Here is a 20,018-nt window from a genome sequence, read left to right on the forward strand (position 1 = left end):
CCGGCCGAGCCGTTTCGCATCATCCAACCCCTCATCCGGCCCTTCGGGCCGCCTTCTCCCGCAAGCGGAGAAGGATCAGCAGGAGCAGACGATGAAATCGGGCGCCCTCGCCCTTCTTCTGACCCTCGCCCTGTCGGCCCCCGTCGCCCACGCCCAGACGCCCGCCCCCGCCGAAACCCCCATCGTCATTGGCCGGTCCTACGCCCTCCCCTCCGCCGTCATGGGCGCGACGCGCGAGATCAGTGTCTGGCTGCCGCCCGGCTATGCGGGCAGCGGCAAGACCTATCCCGTCCTCTATGTCCTCGACGGCGGCCAGGATCAGGACTTCCACCACATCTCGGGCCTCGCCCAGCTGGGAACCGTCGTCGGCACGACCCGCGACGTGATCGTGGTCGGGATCGCTTCGGTCGACCGCCGCAACGAACTGGCCCTGCCGACGCAAGACCCCGAACTGATCGCCCGCTATCCGACCCAGGGCCATTCCGACCGCTTCCGCCGCTTCCTGGCCGAAGAGGTCCAGCCTTTCGTCGAGACGCGCTTCCGCACCAGCGGCGAGACCGCCCTGATGGGCGAATCCCTGGCCGGCCTGTTCGTGGTCGAGACCTTCCTCAAGGAACCCCAGATGTTCGACGCCTATGTCGCCGTCAGCCCCAGCCTGTGGTGGGACGGGGGCGAACTGGCGCGTCAGTCCGGCGCCCGTCTGCGTGACCAGTCGAACGACCCGCGCACCCTGATCCTGACCCTGGGCGACGAGGGCCCCGAGATGCAGGCCCCGATGGACGTCCTGACCGCCAATCTGCGCGACCACGCCCTGCCCGGCCTGAGCTGGAGCTTCACCCCCCGCCCGACCGAGACCCACGCCACCATCTACCACGGCGCGGCCTTGGACGCCTTCCGCAAGCTCTACGCCGTCCCCACGCCCTGATCCAAACCCCGGAGCCCCCCATGAAACTCGGCACCCCGCTTTCCGACACCGCCGTCCGCGTCATGCTGCTGGGCTCCGGCGAACTGGGCAAGGAGGTCGCCATCGAGCTTCAGCGCCTGGGCGTCGAGGTGGTCGCCGTCGACCGTTATCCGAACGCCCCAGCCATGCAGGTCGCGCACCGCAGCCACGTCATCCCGATGACCGATCCCCAGGTGCTGAACGGCCTGATCATGGCCGAGGCCCCGCACATCATCGTGCCCGAGATCGAGGCCATCGCCACCGAGGTCCTGGCCGACATCGAGGCCGCCGGCATGGCTCGCGTCATTCCCACCGCCCGCGCCGTCCAACTGACCATGAACCGCGAGGGCATCCGCCGTCTCGCCGCCGAAGAGCTGGGCCTGCCCACCAGCCCCTACGCCTTCGCCGGCAGCGCCGAGGAATTGGCCGCCGGCGCCGAAACCGTCGGCTACCCCTGTTTCGTCAAGCCGGTCATGTCCTCGTCCGGCAAGGGCCAGTCCTTTGTCGAAAGTCCCGATCAGATCGCCGACGCCTGGACCTATGCGCAGGACAGCGGCCGGGTCGCCGGCGCCCGCGTCATCGTCGAGGGTCGGATCGACTTCGATTTCGAGATCACCCTGCTGACCGTCCGCTCACGCGCCGCCGACGGCTCGACCGCCACCTCCTTCTGCGCCCCCATCGGCCACCGCCAGGTCAAGGGCGACTATGTCGAGAGCTGGCAGCCCCAGGCCATGAGCCCGGCCGCCCTCGCCGCATCACAAGACATCGCCGGCAAGGTCACCGACGCCCTCGGCGGTCTCGGCGTCTTCGGCGTCGAACTCTTCGTCAAGGGCGACCAGGTCTGGTTCTCCGAGGTCTCGCCCCGCCCGCACGACACCGGCCTGGTCACCCTGGCCAGCCAGACCATGAGCGAGTTCGCGCTGCACGCCCGCGCCATCCTGGGCCTGCCCGTCGACGTGACCCAGCGCGAACCCGCCGCCAGCGCCGTGATCTACGGCGGCATGGAAGCCCAGGGCGTCGCCTTCGAAGGCGTGGCCGACGCCCTGTCCGTCCCCACGGCCGATCTGCGCCTGTTCGGCAAGCCCGAAGCCTATGAGCGCCGCCGCATGGGCGTGGCCACCGCGCGCGGGGCCGCTGTGGACGAAGCCCGCGAACGGGCGCGAGAGGCGGCGGGTCGGGTGAAGGTGGTCCCGGGCTGACGCCGAAACGGGCGGAATCAACACTGCCTTAACCGTAAGGATTCACCATGCCGGTCTCATCGTTCCGAGGCCGCGTTCCATGTCCCAGTTCCAGACCGACGTCATCCACCGTGGCGACTGCATCGAGATTCTGAAAAGCCTGCCCGACGCCTCGGTCGACATGGTCTTCGCCGACCCGCCCTATAATCTGCAGCTGGGCGGCGACCTGCTGCGGCCCGACAATTCCAAGGTCGATGCGGTCGACGACGACTGGGACAAGTTCGGCAGCTTCGCCGAATACGACGCCTTCACCCGCGCCTGGCTGACCGAATGCCGCCGCGTACTGAAGCCTGAAGGTTCGATCTGGGTGATCGGCTCCTATCACAACGTCTTCCGCCTGGGCGCGGCGATCCAGGACCTCGGGTTCTGGGTGCTGAACGACATCATCTGGCGCAAGTCCAACCCGATGCCGAACTTCAAGGGCACCCGGTTCACCAACGCCCATGAGACCCTGATCTGGGCCGCCCGGTCGCGCGATCAGAAGCGTTACACCTTCAACTACGACGCCCTGAAGGCCTTCAACGAAGACACCCAGATGCGCTCCGACTGGACCTTCGCCCTGTGCACCGGGGACGAGCGCATCAAGGACGCCGACGGCAAGAAGGCCCACCCGACCCAGAAGCCCGAGGCCCTGCTGCACCGGGTGCTGCTGTCGGCCACCCGCCCCGGCGACGTCGTCCTGGACCCCTTCTTCGGCACCGGCACCACCGGCGCCGCCGCCAAACGCCTCGGTCGCCACTATATCGGCATCGAGCGCGACGAGACCTATGCGACCGTCGCCGAGACCCGCATCGCCTCGGTCATTCCCGCCAATCCCGAAGACCTCGCCGTCATGGGCTCCAAGCGGGCCGAGACCAAGGTGCCCTTCGGCGCCCTGGTCGAGGCCGGCCTGCTGAACCCCGGCGACCGTCTGTACTGCCCCAAGGGCGAGCGTGAGGCCCGGGTCCGCGCCGACGGCTCCCTTGTGTCGGGCTCGCTGACCGGCTCGATCCACAAGCTGGGCGCCCTGCTCGAAAACGCCCCCGCCTGCAACGGCTGGACCTACTGGCGCTTCAAGACCGACCAGGGGCTGAAGTCGATCGACGCCCTGCGCGCGGAAATCCGGGCGGGGATGCAGTAGCCGCCCCACGGTAAAGCTCTGTAAGTTGGCGGATTTTCGATGAAAATTTCGTCTCCGCGACGGAACCGCGCACCCGCGTGAACATTGATGTCAACAGCCCCGCAGCGCCGGGCTGGAGCAAGCACATCAATGAAGATCGCGCAGGTCACCCCGCTTTATGAGGCTGTGCCTCCCAAACTGTATGGCGGCACCGAAAGGGTCGTCGCCCATCTCACCGACGCCTTGGTGGATCTGGGCCATGAGGTCACCCTGTTCGCCTCGGCCGACGCCCAGACGCGGGCCCGGCTGATCCCGGTGCGCGACCAGGCCATCCGTCTGGATCCCGCACCGCTGAAGTCCGACCTCGCCGCCCATATGACCATGCTGGGCGAGGTCCTGGATCGCGTCGATCAGTTCGACGTCATCCACTTCCACACCGACATGATCCACTTCCCTCTTTTCCGGCCCTATGCGGACCGGACCATCACCACCTTGCACGGACGGCTCGATCTGAAGGATCTGCCCGGCGTCTATGAACGCTGGAGCGACTTCGGCCTGATTTCCATCTCGGACGACCAGCGCCGCCCCCTGCCCCATGCGAACTGGAAGGCGACCGTGCATCACGGCATACCCGGCGACCAATATGTCTTCTCGCCGAGGTCTGAGGGCTATCTGGCCTTCCTGGGCCGCATCTCGCCCGAGAAACGACCCGACCGCGCGATTGAGATCGCCACCAAACTGGGCCGCCCGCTGAAGATGGCCGCCAAGGTGGACGCCGCAGACAAGATCTATTGGGAGGAGACCATCCGTCCCATGGTCGAGGCCAATCCCCTGATCGAGTTCATCGGCGAGATCGGCGACCATCAGAAATCAGCCTTCCTGGGCGGCGCCGAGGCCCTGTTGTTCCCGATCGACTGGCCCGAACCCTTCGGCCTGGTGATGATCGAGGCCATGGCCTGCGGCACGCCGGTGGTGGCCTTCCGCTGCGGATCGACGCCGGAAATCATCGAGGACGGCGCCACCGGCTTCCTGGTGGACACCATGGAACAGGCCGTCGCCGCCGCCGACCGTGCCCGCCTCCTGGACCGCGAGGCCATCCGCGCCCGGTTCGAACTGCGCTTCTCGGCCGCCGCCATGGCGCGCCGTTATCTGGACGTCTACGGCGACCTTCTGGCGCGCCGTCCGTTCGCCGAGGCCCCGCTGGCGGACGTGGTGACGCCCCTGCGCCCCTTGGAAGATCGCAGCTTCGCGGCCATAGCCTGATCCCCGTCTTATTGTCGAGGTTCAGCGGCGGAGGGTGAAACCCTCCGCCGCCGGCTTCATTTCATCATCGGAGCGGCCCTTGAGCGCCGCATTCCAATGAGACGTTTCGCGCAGGCTGCAACAGCGACGGGGACAGATACCGCATGGACGACGCCTATTCCACCCAGCTGACCGCCGGTGAGTCCGTCGAGGCTTCGGGCCTGGAACAGTTGATGGCGCTGAAGGCGGGGGACGCCTTCCTGGTCGCCGACGGCTGGGGCGACATGAAGGGCGGGGCCGACGGCCTGTTCGCCGGGGACACGCGGGTTCTATCGCGCTGGACGATGACCGTGGGCCTGTTGAAGCCGTCGCGGCTGTCGTCCGGCGTCAGCCAGGACAACGTCTTCTTTTCCTGCCACACGACCAATCGTCCCCTGCCGCCGATGGGCGGACGCTCGGCCCCGGCCGGGGTGATGCATATCGAACGGCGGCGCTTCCTGTGGGACCGGCGCATGTTCGAACGCATCCAGATGGTCAACCACGGGGTCGAGGACATACTTCTGCCCCTCGCCTTCGACTTCGGGGCCGACTTCGCCGACATCTTCCAGGTGCGGGGGACGCCGCGGCCCAAGCGCGGCACGATCCACGCCCCCACCACCGACGGGCGCCGCGTCACCTTCCGCTACACCGGCCTGGACGGGGTGGACCGCGGCAGCTGCCTCGCCTTTTCCGAACCGCCCGCCCGCCTGACCCCTAACCGCGCCGAGTTCATGTTCAGCCTGCCCAAGGGCCGGTCGATGGAGCTGTTCATCGAATGCGGTGTCGATTCCTGCGAAGCGCCGGACGCCCGTCGCTGGCGGCTGAACGCCATCCAGGCCCGTCTGGCGATGCGGACCAAGCGGCGGCGCGGCGCCTCGGTGCGCGGCCCCCGCAGCCCGCGGTTCAACGACTGGCTGGACCAGTCGCGGGCGGACATGGCCCTGTTGACCACCGACCTGCCGACCGGCCCCTACCCCTATGCCGGCACGCCCTGGTTCTCGACCCCGTTCGGGCGGGACGGCATCATCGCCGCCTGGCAGATGCTGTGGCTGGACCCGTCCCTGGCCAAGGGCGTCCTGACCTATCTGGCCTCGCGCCAGGCGACGGAGACGTCGCTGTTCCAGGACAGCCAGCCGGGCAAGATCCTGCACGAGACGCGCGGCGGCGAGATGAGCGCCCTGGGCGAGGTGCCCTTCGGCCTCTATTACGGCGGGGTCGACACCACCTGTTTGTTCATCGCCCTGGCCGGCGCCTATGCCGGGCGCACCGGCGATCTGGAGCTGATCCGCAAACTATGGCCCAATCTGATCGCCGCCGCTGACTGGATGCGCGACTATGGGGATTCCAACGGGGACGGCCTGATCGACTATCAGCGCGGCGCCGATACCGGTCTATCCAATCAGGGCTGGAAGGATTCCGAGGATTCCATCTTCCACGCCGACGGCCGCTTTCCCAAGGGGCCGATCGCACTCTTAGAAGTTCAAGGCTACGCCTTCGCCGCCTGGCGCGCCCTGGCGGATCTGGGCGAGCGGCTGCACGACGACCGAGCGGTGGAATGGCGCATCCGCGCCGAACAGGTCCGCGCCCTGGTCGAGGACAAGTACTGGATGGAGGACGAGGGCTTCTACGCCGTCGCCCTGGACGGAGACGGGGAGCCGTGCCGGGCCATCGCCTCCAACGCCGGCCATCTGCTCTTCACCGGCCTGCCGTCGCCAGAACGGGCGCGGCGCGTGACCCGACGCCTGTTGTCGTCACGGTTCCGCACCGGCTGGGGCGTGCGGACGCTGGAGCTGGGCCAGGCCCGGTTCAATCCGATGAGCTATCACAACGGCTCGGTCTGGCCGCACGACACCGCCATGGCCGCCGCCGGCATGGCCGCCTATGGCGAACGCCAGGCGGTGGCCGAGATCCTGGCCGAGATCTACGCCGCCGCCGCCCATTTCCATCTGCGTCTGCCCGAGCTGTTCTGCGGCTTCCCGCGCGCGCCGGGCGAACCGCCGATCGCCTATCCGGTCGCCTGTCTGCCCCAGGCCTGGGCGGCGGGGTCGGTCTTTCTGATGCTTCAGGCGTCGCTGGGCCTGTCGATCGACGCCTGGAGCGGAACGGTCGATCTGATCGACCCGGTTCTGCCCGCCGGGTTGCAGACGCTGAAGATTCAGGGTCTTCAAGTCGGAGACGCCTCGGTCGATCTGGACATCCAGCATGTGGACGGCCGCGCCGTGGTGGTGCCGCGCCGCAAACAGGGCGGGATCGCCATCCGCACCCTGCGGTGAGCCCCCTCTTGGGGTTGGCGGCTCCGACCTAGTCGATCGCCGCCGTCGCGCGATCCAAGGCCTTGGCGAAGACGGTGGGCAGGGCGGCGCGCGCCTCCCCTGTCCTCATCCATCGTGCTCCCTCCCGGCCCGCCGCGATCGCCGTCCGCACCGACAGGGTCAGGCTGAAGTGGGTGAAGACATGCTCCACCGTTCCCGCCTCGCGCCAGGGCGCGTCGAAAGGCGGGGTTTGGCTTGGCTCTCCCGTCGTCCAGTCGCTGGTCGGCAAGCCCAGCATTCCGCCCAGCAGTCCTCTCTCCGGCCGTGTCTCCACCGCCACTCGACCTTGGTCATCGAACAGCACCCAGGCGACGCCTTTCCGCTGCGGCCGGTCCGCCTTCTTGGTCTTGAACGGATAGCGTTCAGGCTCGCCTGTCACCCGACCCGAGCAGTAGTCGGCGATCGGGCAGGTCCCACACAGCGGCGACTTGGGCCGGCACACGGTCGCGCCCAGGTCCATCAGGGCCTGGGCCCAGTCGCCGGGCCTTTGGTCGTTGATGAAGAGGCCCGCCAGCCGCCGGAGTTCGGGCCGTGCCTGGGGGACCGGCGTCTCCACGGCGAACAGCCGCGCCATGACCCGTTCGACATTGCCGTCGACCACATTGGCGGGGCGGCCAAAGGCGATGGCCGCCACCGCTGCGGCCGTATAGGCGCCCACGCCGGGCAAGGCTGAAAGCCCCGCCTCCGTATCGGGAAACACCCCGCCATGTTCGCCCGCCACCGCCCTGGCGCAGGCCAGCAGATTGCGGGCGCGGGCGTAATAGCCCAGCCCCGCCCAGGCGGCCATGACCTCGGCGTCCTGGGCCGCCGCAAGGTCCGACACCGTCGGCCAGCGGCTGGTGAAGGTCTGGAAATAGGGGGTGGCGTGCGGCGTGGTGGTCTGTTGCAGCATGACCTCCGACAACCAGACGCGATAGGGGTCGGGCCTCTGGCTCGTCCCCGGCGGAGCGCGCCAGGCCAGGCTGCGTGCATGGCGGTCGTACCATTCCAGCAGACGAGCGCGGATCAGGGCGATGTCGGGAGAGACGTCAGTCATGGGATCGGTCTATATAGGCCCATGCGCCGCCCGCTGCCCACAGACGCCGAGGTCCGCGAGATCCTGTCGCGCCGCCGCACCCGCCCGGCGCCGCGCCCGGCGCCGCGCGCGGGCCAGGCCCTGACGCCCCTGATCAAGAAGCTGGACGAACAATTCGGCCGCGGCGCCGGCGCCCTTGAGCCGCGCTGGCGCGAGATCGTCGGAGACCGCCTGGCCCGCGTCACCCGGCCCCAGAAGCTGACCAAGGGCAAGGGCGGCCAGCCCGGCGTGCTGGAGCTGCGCGTCGCCGGCGCCGCCGCCCTGCTGGTCCAGCATCAGTCCGAGGACATCCTGGCGCGGGTGAACCTGTTTCTGGGCGCCGGTTCGGTCGATCGGCTTCGCATCGCCCAGGGACCGATCAAGCCCCTGACCGAGCCGGCCGCCCGCCCCAAACGCGCCGCTGTTCCACCGCCCCTGCCCGCCTCGGCCGAGGCGGAACTGGCGGCCTCCCTGGCCGCCGCACCCGAGGAACTGAAGGCGGCCCTGGCCAAACTGGGCCGAGCGGCGATATCGCGTTCGAACGACCGCGATTGACAAATCTTCGCCGCACCTGTTCTCGAATGATCAAGGTTGCGCGGTTCACCCGGAATCACGCCGCCGATCGCCAACGATCCGACCAAGGAAGTCCCATGGCCCCGACCGAATCCCGCTTCGCCCGCATGAGCCGCCGTGCGGCCATCACCGGCGCCGCCATGGCGACCATGGCCCTGGCCGCCTGCGGCGGCGGCTCCAAGGGCGCCGTCGAGGGCGACATGGGCCTGGGCGCGCCGGAAGGCGCCAAGGTCACCGTGGTCGAATACGCCTCGGTCACCTGCCCCCACTGCGCCCTGTGGCAGAAGAACACCTGGCCGGCGTTCAAGGCCAAATACGTCGACACCAACAAGGTGCGCTACGTCTTCCGCGAACTGCCGACCCCGCCGGTCGACGCCGCCACCGCCGGCTTCCTGGTCGCGCGCTGCGCCGGGCCGGACAAGTATTTCGACGTCGTCCACCAGCTGATGGCGACCCAGCAGGAGATGCTGACCTCCTCGCCGCGCGACTGGCTGCTGCGCACGGCCCAGGCCGCCGGCCTGTCCGAGCAGCAGTTCAACGACTGCGTCACCGACAAGGCGGCCGTCGCCGCCATGGAGAAGCGCGTCCAGGCCGCCCAAGCCCAAGGCGTGACGGGCACTCCGGCCTTCTACGTGAACGACACCCAGGTCATCACCCCCGGCGGCGAAGGCGCCAGCCTGGCCGACCTGTCGGCCGCCATCGACGCCGAGCTGGCGAAGTAAGCCATGGTCCGGCGCGCCGTCCTCGCCTTTGCTCTGACCGCCGCCCTGGCGGGTCCGGCCTCGGCCGCCGAGCCCCCGCCGCCGGTCACGGCCCAGGACCATGTTCTGGGTCAGGCCGACGCGCCGGTCACGGTGATCGAATACGCCAGCTTCACCTGCGCGCACTGCGCCGTCTTCCACAACGACGTCCTGCCGGCCTTCAAGGCCCGCTACATCGACACGGGCAAGGTCCGGCTGGTGCATCGCAACCTGCCGACCCCGCCCGCCAATGTCGCCGCCGCCGCCGCCGCCGTGGCCATCTGCGCCGCGCCGGGCCGCTATTTCGACGTGGCCGAGGTCTTCATGCGTGACCAGGCCAATCTGCGCACCACCGGCGCCAAACCCTGGTTCGACGCCGGCCTCGCCGCCACCGGCAAGACGCGGGAACAGGTCGAAACCTGCCTGAACGACCCCGCCACCCGCGCCGCGCTTCAGGCCCAGATCGCCGGCGCCGAGGCGGCCGGGGTCGAGGGCACGCCGACCCTGTTCGTCAACGGCAAGCCTGTCGCCGGTTACTCGCTGGAAGCCCTGTCGGCCGCCGTCGACCCGCTGCTGCGCCGGTAAGCGCCAGGACCGATGCAGTTCCAGCGCCTCCGGCTCGTCGGCTTCAAGTCGTTCGTCGATCCGGCGGAGGTGCACATCGAATCCGGCCTGACCGGCATCGTCGGACCCAACGGCTGCGGCAAGTCCAACGTCCTTGAGAGCCTGCGCTGGGTCATGGGCGCCAATTCGGCCAAGGCCATGCGCGGTCAGGGCATGGACGACGTCATCTTCGCCGGCGCAGCGGGCCGCCCCCCGCGCAGCCACGCCGAAGTCCAGCTGACCATCGACAATGCGCAACGTCGCGCGCCCCAGCCCTTCACCGACAGCCCGGTGCTGGAGGTGTCGCGCCGTATCGACCGGGGCCAGGGTTCGACCTATCGGATCAACGGCAAGGAGGTGCGCGCCCGCGACGTTCAACTGCTGTTCGCCGACGCCTCGACCGGCGCCAACTCCCCCGCCCTGGTCCGCCAGGGCCAGATCTCGGAACTGATCGCCGCCAAGCCCCAGAACCGCCGCCGGATCCTTGAGGAAGCGGGCGGCGTCGCCGGCCTGCACACCCGCCGTCACGAGGCCGAACTGCGCCTGAAGGCGGCCGAGGCCAATCTGGAGCGGTTGGACGACATCGGCCGCGAGCTGGAGACGGCGCTGAACCGGCTGAAGCGCGAAGCCCGCCAGGCCGAGAAATACAAGAAGATCTCCGCCGAGATCCGCGCCCTCCAGGCCGCCCTGCTCTACGCCCGCTGGAACGACGCCCAGATCGCCGCCGAGGCCGCAGCCCAGGAGCTGCGCACCGCCGACCGCGCCGTAGCCGAGACGACGACCGCCGCCGCCGCCGCCCAGACCGCCGCCCTCGCCGCTCAGGAGGCGCTGAAGCCGGCGCGGGAAGAGGACGCCGTCGCCTCCGCGCTGCTGCACCGGGCCAGTCTGGAGCGCGACCGGCTCGACATGGCCGAACAGGCCGCCCGCGCCGAGGTGAATCGCCTGAAGGCCGAGGCCGCCCGCATCGCCGCCGATACGGAGCGCGAGACCAATATGGCCGCCGACGCCAGGCGCGAGCTGGACCGGCTGGATCACGAACTGGCCCGCCTCCAGGCCGAGATCGCCGCCGCCCCCGCTCGCGGCCCCGAACTGGACAAGGCACTGGCGGCCGCCGAGGAGGCCCGCAAGACCGCCGACGCCGAGGTCGAACGCCTGGCCGGAACCCTCGCGGCCGTCGAGGCCCGCGCCAACGCCGAGGCCGCCCGCCGCCGCGACGCCGAAGCCCGCCTGTCCCGCGTCGCCGCACAGCTGGAACAGGCGAGGCGCGAACGCGAGGCCCTCGGCCCGCTGGAGACGCCGGAACTGGAGGCCGCCCGTCAGGCGCTGGAGACCGCCCAGGCCGAACTGACCGCCGCCCGCGAGGCCGTCGAGGCGGCCGAGGCCAACCGCAGCGACCTGGCCCGCGCCGAGCAGGAGGCCCGCACCGCCGCCCGCGCCGCCGAGGACCGGCTGGGCCGGCTACAGACCGAGGCGCGCGGCCTGGCCCAGCTGCTGGTCGGCGGCAAGCGCGACCATCCGCCGGCGCTCGACAAGGTCCGCGCAAACCGAGGCTATGAGGCCGCCCTGGCCGCCGCCTTGGGCGAAGACCTGGACGCGGCTCTGGACGCCCGCGCCGCCGCCTACTGGGGCGGGGCGGAACCCCGGCCGCCGGTCTGGCCCACAGGCGTCGAACCGCTTTCGGATCATGTCCAGGCTCCCGACCAGTTGGCGGCGCGTCTGGCCCAGTGCGGCGTCGCCTCCCGCGCCCAGGCGGCCGAACTGGCCCGCACCCTCCCGGTCGGCGCCCGTCTGGCGACGCCCGAGGGCGACCTGTACCGCTGGGACGGCTTCGTCAGCCGGGCCGAGGCGCCGCGTCCCGCCGCCGTGCGTCTGGCGCAACGGACCCGGCTGGCCGAGCTGGAAACCGAGATCGACAAGGGCAAACCGGCCCTTGAGCAGGCCCAGGCCCAGCAGAAGGCGGCCGCCGAAGCCTTCCGCGCGGCCGAGGAGGCGGTGAAGACCGCCCGTCTCAAACCCTTCGCCCTCGACAAGGCCGTGACCGCCGCCCGCGACCGCGTCGAAAGCCTGACGCGGGACCAGACTCGCCGCGAAGCCCGCGCCCAGGCGCTGGATGAGGCCCTGGCGCGGCTGGCGGCCGAAGTGGCCGAGGCTGAAGCCGCCCTGGCGGCCGCGCAGACGGTCGAGGCCCCGTCGGAAACCCTGGCCGGCCTGCGCGACGATCTGACCGCCGCCCGCGCCGCCGCGGAAGCCGCCCGCGTCGCCGCCCAGACCGCCCGGTCGGATCGTGACGCCGAGGCCCGCGACCGCCAGGGCCGCGAACAACGCCTGGGCGGCCTGACCCGCGCGCGCGACGGCTGGATCGCCCGATCCAAGGACAGCGGCGGCCGGCTGGCCACGCTGGAGAAGGACGCGGAGAAGACGGCCGCCCTGCTGAAACAGGCCGAGGTCGCGCCCCAGGGGTTCGCCGAACAGCGCGGCAAACTGCTGGACACGCTGACCGCCGCCGAACAGCGCAAACAGGCTTCCTCCGACGCGATGGCTGTAGCCGAGAGCGCCGCAGCCGAGGCCGACCGCGCCGCCCGCGCCGCCGAAACCGCCGCCTCCCAAGCGCGCGAAGCCCGCGCCGGTCTGGCCGCCCGAGCCGAGGCTGCGGCCGAGAAACTGACCGAAGCCGAGACGACCTTGCGCGAGACCGCCCAGATGTCGCCCGAAGACCTGGCCCGCAAGCTGATCGACGAGGCCGTGGCCCGACCGCCCGACGCCGCCGGGGCCGAGAGCCTGCTGTATGGGCTGGAGCGCGAGCGCGAGGCCCTGGGCGCCGTCAACCTGCGCGCCGAGGACGAGGCGGCCGAATACGGCGAGCGGCTGAACAGCATGAAGTCGGAACGGATCGACCTGACCCAGGCCATCGCCAAGCTGCGCGACGGGATAGACGAGCTGAACGCCGAGGGGCGCGAACGGCTGATCGCCGCCTTCGACGTGATCAACGCCAACTTCAAGGCCCTGTTCGAGGCCCTGTTCGACGGCGGCCAGGCCGAGCTGAAACTGGTCGAGAGCGACGATCCGCTGGAGGCGGGGCTGGAGATCTACGCCTGCCCGCCCGGCAAGCGGCTGTCGGTCATGAGCCTGATGTCGGGGGGCGAACAGGCCCTGACGGCGGCGGCCCTGATCTTCGGCGTCTTCCTGGCCAACCCCGCCCCCGTCTGCGTGCTGGACGAGGTGGACGCCCCGCTGGACGATGCGAACGTGGACCGGTTCTGCAAGATGCTGCACGAGATGCGGTCGCGGACCGACACCCGCTTCATCGTCATCACCCACAACCCGGTGACCATGAGCCGGATGGATCGGCTGTACGGCGTCACCATGCCCGAGCGTGGCATGAGCCAGCTGGTTAGCGTGGATCTGAAACAGGCGGAGACGCTGGTCGCATGATCGCCCTGCTGCTCGCATTCGCCGATCCCCAACTGGTCGAGACCGGCGTCGGCCGGTTCGCCGTCTACGCCGATGTCGCCTCAATCGAGCGGCACGGAGACTTGGCCCGGATGCGCGAGCTTCAGGTCACCGAGGCGGGCTTCAAGGTGGGGGACGTGACCTATGTCGGCGGCTGGTCGCGCTGGGTTTTCGATTGCCGGGCCCGCACGGCGGACCGGCTGGATTTCGCCTCCCTGCGCGAAGACGGGACAGAGGGGCCGGCCACGCCCGACGCCGCGCCCGCCTATCAGGCCGCGCCCGGCGGGGATGCGGCGGAGTTGCTGGCCGTAGCGTGCGGGGAGGCTCCGGCGCGGGAGATCCTCACGCTGGATCAGGCGATCGCTCGGGGCCAGGCGGCGTTGAAGGACTGACGCCGCCCCACCCGGCCGCTGCGCGGCCACCCTCCCCGGAGCGGGGAGGGAGATTAGGGGGCCGCTCTTCCCCCTGCGGCCATTCCAGGCGGTCGCGCGGCAGGGCTTCGCGGCATTGGTCGCGCATGAAGGCCATCAGTTTCTCGCGAATCTCGCAGCGCAGGTCGAAGGCGACCGGGGCCGAGCGGGCGCTGGCCAGGCAGCGGACCTGAAGCACCCGTTCGGTGATGTCGGTCACCTGCATGACCTGGACGTCGCCGTCCCAGAGCTTAGAGTTCTTGACGATCCCCTCGAAAGCCTCGCGCAGCTTATCAATCGGGGCCTCGTAATCGACGTAGAAGAAGGCCGTGCCGATCAGGCGGGCGTTCTCGCGCGTCCAGTTCTGGAAGGGCTTGGTGATGAAATAGGACAGGGGCAGGACCATACGCCGCCAGTCCCACAGCTTGACCACCACATAGGTGGCGGTGATCTCCTCCACATTACCCCACTCGTTCTCGACGATGACGGCGTCGTCCAGGCGGATCGGCTGGGTCAGGGCGATCTGGATGCCGGCGACCATGTTCGTCAGGATCGGCTGAAGCGCCAGACCGGCGATGATGCCGACGACGCCGGCCGAGGCCAGCAGGCTGACGCCCCACTGGCGGAAGCCGGAGATGGTCATCAGGGCCAGGCCCACGGTGACGATGAACAGGATCACCTTGGCGACCCGCTGCAGGATGCGAGTCTGGGTCAGGTGTTTGCGGGCGAGCAGATTGTCCTCGACTGAGATATTGTACCGCTTCAGATGCATGACCGACCACATGTCGAGCACCCCTGACGCCATCCAGCCCAGCGTCAGGATGGAGAGGAACAGCAGCACCGCGCGGATGTCGGCCGAGGGTTCGGGATGCATCGGCGACACGGTCACGCCGATGCCGACGCCGATGATGATGATCAGCACCCGCAGCTTGACCCGCGCCCTCTCGACGATCCCGCGCCAGAAGACGTCCTTGTTCCTGACCATGCGGCGCAGGACCGCGAAGACGACCTTGTGCGTCAGCCAGCCGCCGCCGACGAAGACCAGTAGGACGAGGCCGATCACCGCCCATTCGGGCAGCCAGTCGAACTGACGCCACAGGGCGCGGACTTGACGGGTCAGGGCGATGATTTCGGGAGGCATGGGCTCCTAAACGCGCGACAAGCGGGACGGTTGTCGGTCTCAGGCGGCCCCCGCCGTCGCCTCGACCAAGTCCGCCAGGCGTTCGGCGGCGTCGGGGATGGCGACCGAGCGAGCGGCGGCGGACATGGCGGCCAGGCGGGCTGAATCGGACAGGACGCGATCCAGGGCTGCGGTCAAGCTCTCGACGGTCAGGGCGTCCTCCAGAATGACCTCCGCCGCCCCGGCTTCGGTCAGGGCCTTGGCGTTCAGGCGCTGGTGGTCGTCGGTGGCGATCTTGAGCGGGATCAGGACCGAAGGCAGGGCCGCAATCGCCAGTTCGGCGCAGGTCGAGGCGCCGGAGCGGCCGACCACCAGATGGGCCTTGTACAGCCGTTCAGCCATGTCGCGGAAGAAGGGGGCGACCTCGGCCTCGATCCCGGCCTCCAGGTAGATTTGGCGGGCGGTTTCCAGGGTCTCTGGCCGCGACTGCTGCTGAACCTTGAGCCGCCGCCGCAGCGCCTCGGGCAGGGCCGCAAGCGCCCGGGGGGTGGTCTCGGACAGGATCCGGGCGCCCTGGCTGCCGCCCGTCACCAGCAGCTGGATGGGGCCGCCTTCGGCGGGGGCGACATAGGGGCGATCGAACAGGGCGCGGATGTCGGCGCGCACGGGCGAGCCGACGACGTGGGACCGTCCCTGAACCTGGGCCGGCGCCCGTTCCAGGGTCGGGAAGGACGAGGCCACCTGTCCCACATAGGGGGCCAGGATGCGGTTGGTTCGGCCCAGGACGGCGTTCTGCTCATGGATGACGGTCGGCCGCTGCGACGTCACCGCCGCGACCAGGGCCGGGGCCGAAGGATAGCCGCCGAAGCCCACCACGACGTCGGCGCCCAGCCGGTCGAAGGCGGCCCGCGCCTGCATGACGCCCTTGAAGATCTGCACCCCGGCCTTGATCAGGCCCAGGGGGCCGGCGCCGGTCGCGGCGTCCAGGGCCAGCCGTTCCTCGGCCGGAAAGGCGTGGGCGTACTGCTCGCCCCGATGATCGGTCGCCAGGACCACGCGCCAGCCGCGCCCGGCCAGCTCCCGCGCCAGCGCCTCGGCGGGGAACATGTGGCCGCCGGTGCCGCCGGCGGCGACGACGCAGAGTTTGGACATGGGGCCTCCGGGAGAAACAGTGTCTGAATAGTCCGATTTGTCCGGTCTGAGGACGGCGGGCGGAAAAAAGAGTGTCCGATGTGTCCGATGTGTCCGATGTGTCCGGACTGTCCGGTTGGGCCGTTCGAGCCCTTCGTCCCATAGAATGCCACGGTTTTCCGGCGCGATGAGGAGAAGGCGGTCGGTCGAGGTCAGCGCCTTGATAAGACGGCGGTTTACGACCCAGGTTGTGGGCCTTCACGCGCCGCCGCCCTAAAGCAGCCGCCGCCCCGGCCGCGACAGGCTGGCGCCCGGCTCATAGGCGCCCGGCCGACGCCGGGTCAGGGCCAGGGCGAAGCCCATGGTCAGGCCCATGGCGATCATGGAGGAGCCGCCGTAGCTGACGAAGGGCAGGGTCATGCCCTTGGTTGGGATCAGGTTCAGGTTCACCGCCACATTGATGCAGGCCTGAAGCCCGATCAGCATGAAGAGGCCCGCCGAGGCCGTCTGTTCGAACGGATCGGTCAGCTTCATGGCCCGGCGCATGCCCCGGACGACGATGAAGGCGTAAAGGCCGATGATGATCAGGCTGAGAATCAGGCCGAACTCTTCGGCGCCGACGGAATAGATGAAGTCGGTGTGCAGGTCCGGCACCCGGCGCTTCATCACCCCCTCGCCCACCCCGCGGCCCAGAAGGCCGCCCGCGCGGATGGCCTCGGCGGCGGCGTCGATCTGGTGGGTGTCGGTGGTCTCGGGCGAGAAGAAGCGGCTGAGGCGGTCGCGCATATGGCCGAAGACGAAATAGAGCGACACCAGCCCCGCCATGCCGGCGCTGGCCAGGACCGCCATCCATTTGAACGGCACCCCGGCCATGAAGAAGACGGCCATGAAGGTGGTGGTGATCAGCAGGGTCTGGCCGATGTCCGGCTGGATCAGCAGCAGGCAGACCGTCAGGGCGTAGAATCCAAAGGCGATGGTCACGCCCGGCACCCCCTGCCCCTTCTGCGCCTCGGCGAACATCCAGGCGGCAAAGACGATCAGGCCCGGCTTGGCGAACTCGCTGGGTTGCAGGCTGAAGGGGCCGAAATTCACCCAGCGCGCCGCCCCCTTCACCGTGTCGCCGATGAAGGGCAGGGCCATCATCACGACGATGGCCCCCAGCAAAGCCAGGACGGCGATCCGCCGCACCCCGCGCGGCGACATCAGCGAGGTGGTCAGCATCAGGGTCAGGCTGATCCCGGCGAAGACCATCATCCGCCACGAGTAGTGGAAGGGATCGGTGATGGATTCATCGGCCAGGATGGCGGCCGGGCTGGAGGCGAAGCTGAGGGCCACGCCCAGGCCCATCAGGGCAAGCGCCGCGCCCAAGAGGCCGCGGTCCACGGTCCAGAACCACTGGGCGATCGGGCTCTGGTCGTTTCGGGAAAAGGCGGGGGTGTAGGAGGCGCTCATCGGGCTGTCTCCGGGGTTGCGCCGAGGGCCAGGACGGCGGCGCGGAAGGCCTCGCCCCGCGCCTCGAAGTCGGGGAACTGGTCGAAACTGGCGCAGGCGGGCGACAATAGCACGATCTGGTCTCCGCCCGCAGCCTGGGCGTCTGCGGCGGCGGCGGCCACGGCGGCGTCCATGGTCTTCGAGATGACATGGGGCGTGTCGCCCAGGGTGTCGGCGAAGGCCTGGGCCGCCTCGCCGATCAGATAGGCCTTGGCCACGCGCGGGAAGAGGTCGGTCAGGTCGTCGATGCCGCCGTCCTTGGGCTTGCCGCCCGCGATCCAGAAGACCTTGGGATAGCTCGACAGGGCCTGACGCGCAGCGTCGGCGTTAGTGGCCTTGGAATCGTTGATGAAGCGGACCGGGCCGATATGGCCGACGGCCTCCATCCGGTGGGCCAGGCCGGGGAAGGTCAGCAGGCCTTTGACGGCGGCCTCATGCGACACGCCCAGGGCGCGGGCGGCGGCATAGGCGAAGGCGGCGTTCTGGGCGTTGTGGCGGCCGGGCAGCGAGCGGGCCTGTGCAATATCTGCAATAATCCGGCCCTCGGCGCGGATGGCGCCCGGCATGGCCTCAATCCCGCTCATCCCCGCGAAAGCGGGGACCCAGGTCTTTGGGCGGTCCACTTCGTCCGTGCGGCCACGATCTTGATCCCCAGCGCCCTGCCCCTGCGAAAGGACTGGGTCCCCGCTTGCGCGGGGATGAGCGGAAGAACAGATCGTGATGACCCGCCCGTTCAGGCCGGACAAAATCCCCTGTCCCCAGTCCTCGTCCACCCCGACCAGGGCCACAGCCTCCGGCCCCTGGGCCTGGAAGATCCGTCGCTTGGCCGCGACATAGCCCTCCATCCCGCCATGCCGGTCGAGATGATCGGGCGAGACATTGGTCAGGATCGCCACGTCCGGCGCGAAGCGCGTGGTCAGGTCCAACTGATAGCTGGAGACCTCGATCACATAGACGGCGCCCGGCGTCGGCTCCGGCAGGGCCAGGACGCCGATGCCGATATTGCCGCCGACATAGACGGTCAGGCCCGCCTGCTGCAGCACCCAGCCGATCAGGGCGGTCGTCGTGGACTTGCCGTTGGTGCCGGTGATGGCGACGACCTTCGGCCGCCGCCCCTGCGGCAGGGCGTCCAGGGCGCGGGCGAACAGTTCGATGTCGCCGACGACCGGAACGCCGGCCTCGCGCGCCTTGTCCACGGTCCAGTGCGGCTTGGGATGGGTCAAGGGCGCGCCGGGCGACAGGACCAGGGCGGCGAAGCCGGACCAGTCGGCGGTCGTCAGATCCTCGACGACGAGGCCCTCGGCCTGGGCCTGAAGCCGGCCCGAGACGCCGTCGTCCCACAGGACGGGGATCGCGCCCCCGGCCTTCAGGGCGCGCGCCGCCGTGATCCCCGACCGTCCCAGGCCGAAGACCGCGACCCGCCTGCCCTCATAGCCGGGAACCGGGATCATGGCGTCAACGCAGTTTCAGCGTGGACAGGCCGAGCAGGGCCAGGGCCCCGGCGATGATCCAGAAACGGATGACCACGGTGGATTCCGGCCAGCCCATCTTTTCGAAATGGTGGTGGATCGGCGCCATCAGGAAGATGCGCTTCTTGGTCAGCTTGTAATAGCCGACCTGGATCATGACCGAGGCGGCCTCCATCACGAACAGACCGCCGACGATGCCCAGCACCAGCTCGTGCTTGGTGGTGACGGCTATGGCGCCCAGCGCCCCGCCCAGGGCCAGGGAGCCGGTGTCGCCCATGAAGATCTTGGCCGGGGGGGCGTTGTACCAGAGGAAGCCCGCGCCCCCGCCGATCATGGCGGCGCAGAAGATGGCCAGCTCGCCCGATCCGGGAACGTGGTGGATCTGAAGGTATTGGGAGAAGACGAAGTTGCCGGCGAGATAGGAGATCACGCCGAAGGCGCCGGCCGCCATCATCACCGGCACGGTCGCCAGCCCGTCCAGACCGTCGGTCAGGTTCACCGCATTGGAGAAACCGACGATGGTGAAGGCGGCGAAGGCCACATAGAACCAGCCGATGTTCAGCAGAACCGCCTTGAAGAAGGGGAAGGCGATCGAGGTCTCAAGCCCCGGCGAGGTCGGCGAGGCGGTCATCCAAAGGACGGTCAGGACGCCGGCGATCACGGCCACCGCCGTCTGGGCGACCAGCTTCTGTTTCGAAGTCAGGCCCGCCGAGGTCTGTTTGGTCACCTTGGCGTAGTCGTCGATGAAGCCCAACACGCCAAAGGCCGCCGTCACGAAGCTGACGATCCAGATATAGGGATTGGTCAGGTCGCCCCACAGGAAGACGGCCACGCCGATGCCCGCCAGGATCATCAGCCCGCCCATGGTGGGGGTGCCGACCTTGGACAGGTGGGAGACCGGACCGTCGTCGCGGATCGGCTGGCCCCGGCCCTGTTTGGCGCGGATCCAGTTGATGAAGCGGCTGCCCATGGCCACGGCGACGATGGCCGCCGTCGCCAGGGCCAGGGCCGTGCGGACGGTCTGATACTGGATCAGGTTCAGCAGCGGATACTGGTGCGCGACGTCGGCGTAATAGAGGTACAGAAGATAGAACATGCGGGGTC

The 20,018-nt window shown here is 69.4% G+C and carries 16 protein-coding genes; 10 read left to right on the top strand and 6 right to left on the bottom strand.

The window, feature by feature from the left end:
- Positions 1 to 91: 91 nt before the first annotated feature.
- The 5 genes from JL11_RS15380 (at position 92) to JL11_RS15400 (ending at position 6,834) form a co-directional block, all read left to right on the top strand.
- On the top strand, positions 92 to 925 hold the full coding sequence (locus JL11_RS15380) for an alpha/beta hydrolase (RefSeq protein ID WP_054766425.1): 834 nt from the start codon (positions 92 to 94) through the stop codon (positions 923 to 925).
- A 20-nt stretch (positions 926 to 945) separates the two neighbouring features.
- Positions 946 to 2,142 (top strand): formate-dependent phosphoribosylglycinamide formyltransferase, encoded by a 1,197-nt coding sequence (gene purT, locus JL11_RS15385; protein ID WP_054766426.1) that lies wholly within the window; start codon positions 946 to 948, stop codon positions 2,140 to 2,142.
- Positions 2,143 to 2,221: 79 nt separating this feature from the next.
- Entirely contained in the window at positions 2,222 to 3,301 is a 1,080-nt protein-coding gene (locus tag JL11_RS15390; protein WP_054766427.1) for a site-specific DNA-methyltransferase, read from the top strand.
- Positions 3,302 to 3,430: 129 nt separating this feature from the next.
- Entirely contained in the window at positions 3,431 to 4,543 is a 1,113-nt protein-coding gene (locus JL11_RS15395) for a glycosyltransferase family 4 protein (RefSeq protein ID WP_054766428.1), read from the top strand.
- A gap of 143 nt (positions 4,544 to 4,686) precedes the next feature.
- Positions 4,687 to 6,834: an amylo-alpha-1,6-glucosidase gene (locus JL11_RS15400; RefSeq protein WP_054766429.1), complete on the top strand. Its 2,148-nt coding sequence runs from the start codon at positions 4,687 to 4,689 to the stop codon at positions 6,832 to 6,834.
- Positions 6,835 to 6,862: 28 nt separating this feature from the next.
- Here JL11_RS15400 and mutY read toward each other — a convergent pair whose 3' ends face one another.
- Positions 6,863 to 7,909, bottom strand: coding sequence for an A/G-specific adenine glycosylase (mutY, locus tag JL11_RS15405; RefSeq protein WP_054766430.1), 1,047 nt, complete (start codon positions 7,907 to 7,909; stop codon positions 6,863 to 6,865).
- A 21-nt stretch (positions 7,910 to 7,930) separates the two neighbouring features.
- On the opposite strand from mutY, the gene JL11_RS15410 reads away from it, so the two are divergent.
- The 5 genes from JL11_RS15410 to JL11_RS15430 all read left to right on the top strand — a co-directional run bounded on the left by JL11_RS15410 (position 7,931) and on the right by JL11_RS15430 (position 13,685).
- The gene (locus JL11_RS15410) at positions 7,931 to 8,482 is read left to right on the top strand and encodes a DUF721 domain-containing protein (RefSeq protein WP_054766431.1); all 552 of its coding nucleotides are present in this window, start codon (positions 7,931 to 7,933) and stop codon (positions 8,480 to 8,482) included.
- A gap of 95 nt (positions 8,483 to 8,577) precedes the next feature.
- Complete coding sequence (locus JL11_RS15415; protein WP_054766432.1) at positions 8,578 to 9,222, top strand: DsbA family protein; 645 nt, start codon at positions 8,578 to 8,580, stop codon at positions 9,220 to 9,222.
- A 3-nt stretch (positions 9,223 to 9,225) separates the two neighbouring features.
- Positions 9,226 to 9,825, top strand: coding sequence for a thioredoxin domain-containing protein (locus JL11_RS15420; RefSeq protein WP_054766433.1), 600 nt, complete (start codon positions 9,226 to 9,228; stop codon positions 9,823 to 9,825).
- 12 nt (positions 9,826 to 9,837) lie between these two features.
- The gene (locus JL11_RS15425) at positions 9,838 to 13,275 is read left to right on the top strand and encodes an AAA family ATPase (protein ID WP_054766434.1); all 3,438 of its coding nucleotides are present in this window, start codon (positions 9,838 to 9,840) and stop codon (positions 13,273 to 13,275) included.
- Positions 13,272 to 13,685, top strand: coding sequence for a surface-adhesin E family protein (locus JL11_RS15430; RefSeq protein ID WP_054766435.1), 414 nt, complete (start codon positions 13,272 to 13,274; stop codon positions 13,683 to 13,685). Before JL11_RS15425 ends, JL11_RS15430 begins: the two co-directional genes overlap by 4 nt.
- On the opposite strand, the gene JL11_RS15435 is transcribed toward JL11_RS15430, so the two are convergent.
- From JL11_RS15435 to mraY, 5 genes are all read right to left on the bottom strand, one after another.
- Positions 13,636 to 14,844 (bottom strand): mechanosensitive ion channel family protein, encoded by a 1,209-nt coding sequence (locus JL11_RS15435; RefSeq protein WP_197273322.1) that lies wholly within the window; start codon positions 14,842 to 14,844, stop codon positions 13,636 to 13,638. The genes JL11_RS15430 and JL11_RS15435 overlap by 50 nt on opposite strands.
- A 39-nt stretch (positions 14,845 to 14,883) precedes the next feature.
- Positions 14,884 to 15,975 carry an undecaprenyldiphospho-muramoylpentapeptide beta-N-acetylglucosaminyltransferase gene (gene murG / locus JL11_RS15440; protein WP_054766436.1) on the bottom strand — a complete coding sequence of 364 codons (1,092 nt, stop codon included), beginning with the start codon at positions 15,973 to 15,975 and terminating at the stop codon, positions 14,884 to 14,886.
- Between the two features lie 252 nt (positions 15,976 to 16,227).
- Positions 16,228 to 17,406 carry a peptidoglycan glycosyltransferase FtsW gene (locus tag JL11_RS15445; RefSeq protein WP_054766437.1) on the bottom strand — a complete coding sequence of 393 codons (1,179 nt, stop codon included), beginning with the start codon at positions 17,404 to 17,406 and terminating at the stop codon, positions 16,228 to 16,230.
- Positions 17,403 to 18,896 (bottom strand): UDP-N-acetylmuramoyl-L-alanine--D-glutamate ligase, encoded by a 1,494-nt coding sequence (gene murD / locus JL11_RS15450; RefSeq protein ID WP_054766438.1) that lies wholly within the window; start codon positions 18,894 to 18,896, stop codon positions 17,403 to 17,405. The genes JL11_RS15445 and murD overlap by 4 nt, the downstream gene beginning before the upstream one ends.
- A 4-nt stretch (positions 18,897 to 18,900) precedes the next feature.
- Positions 18,901 to 20,010 carry a phospho-N-acetylmuramoyl-pentapeptide-transferase gene (gene mraY, locus JL11_RS15455; protein ID WP_054766439.1) on the bottom strand — a complete coding sequence of 370 codons (1,110 nt, stop codon included), beginning with the start codon at positions 20,008 to 20,010 and terminating at the stop codon, positions 18,901 to 18,903.
- Positions 20,011 to 20,018 lie beyond the last annotated feature (8 nt).

This window comes from Brevundimonas sp. DS20, from assembly GCF_001310255.1.
Classification (GTDB): Bacteria; Pseudomonadota; Alphaproteobacteria; order Caulobacterales; family Caulobacteraceae; genus Brevundimonas; species Brevundimonas aurantiaca.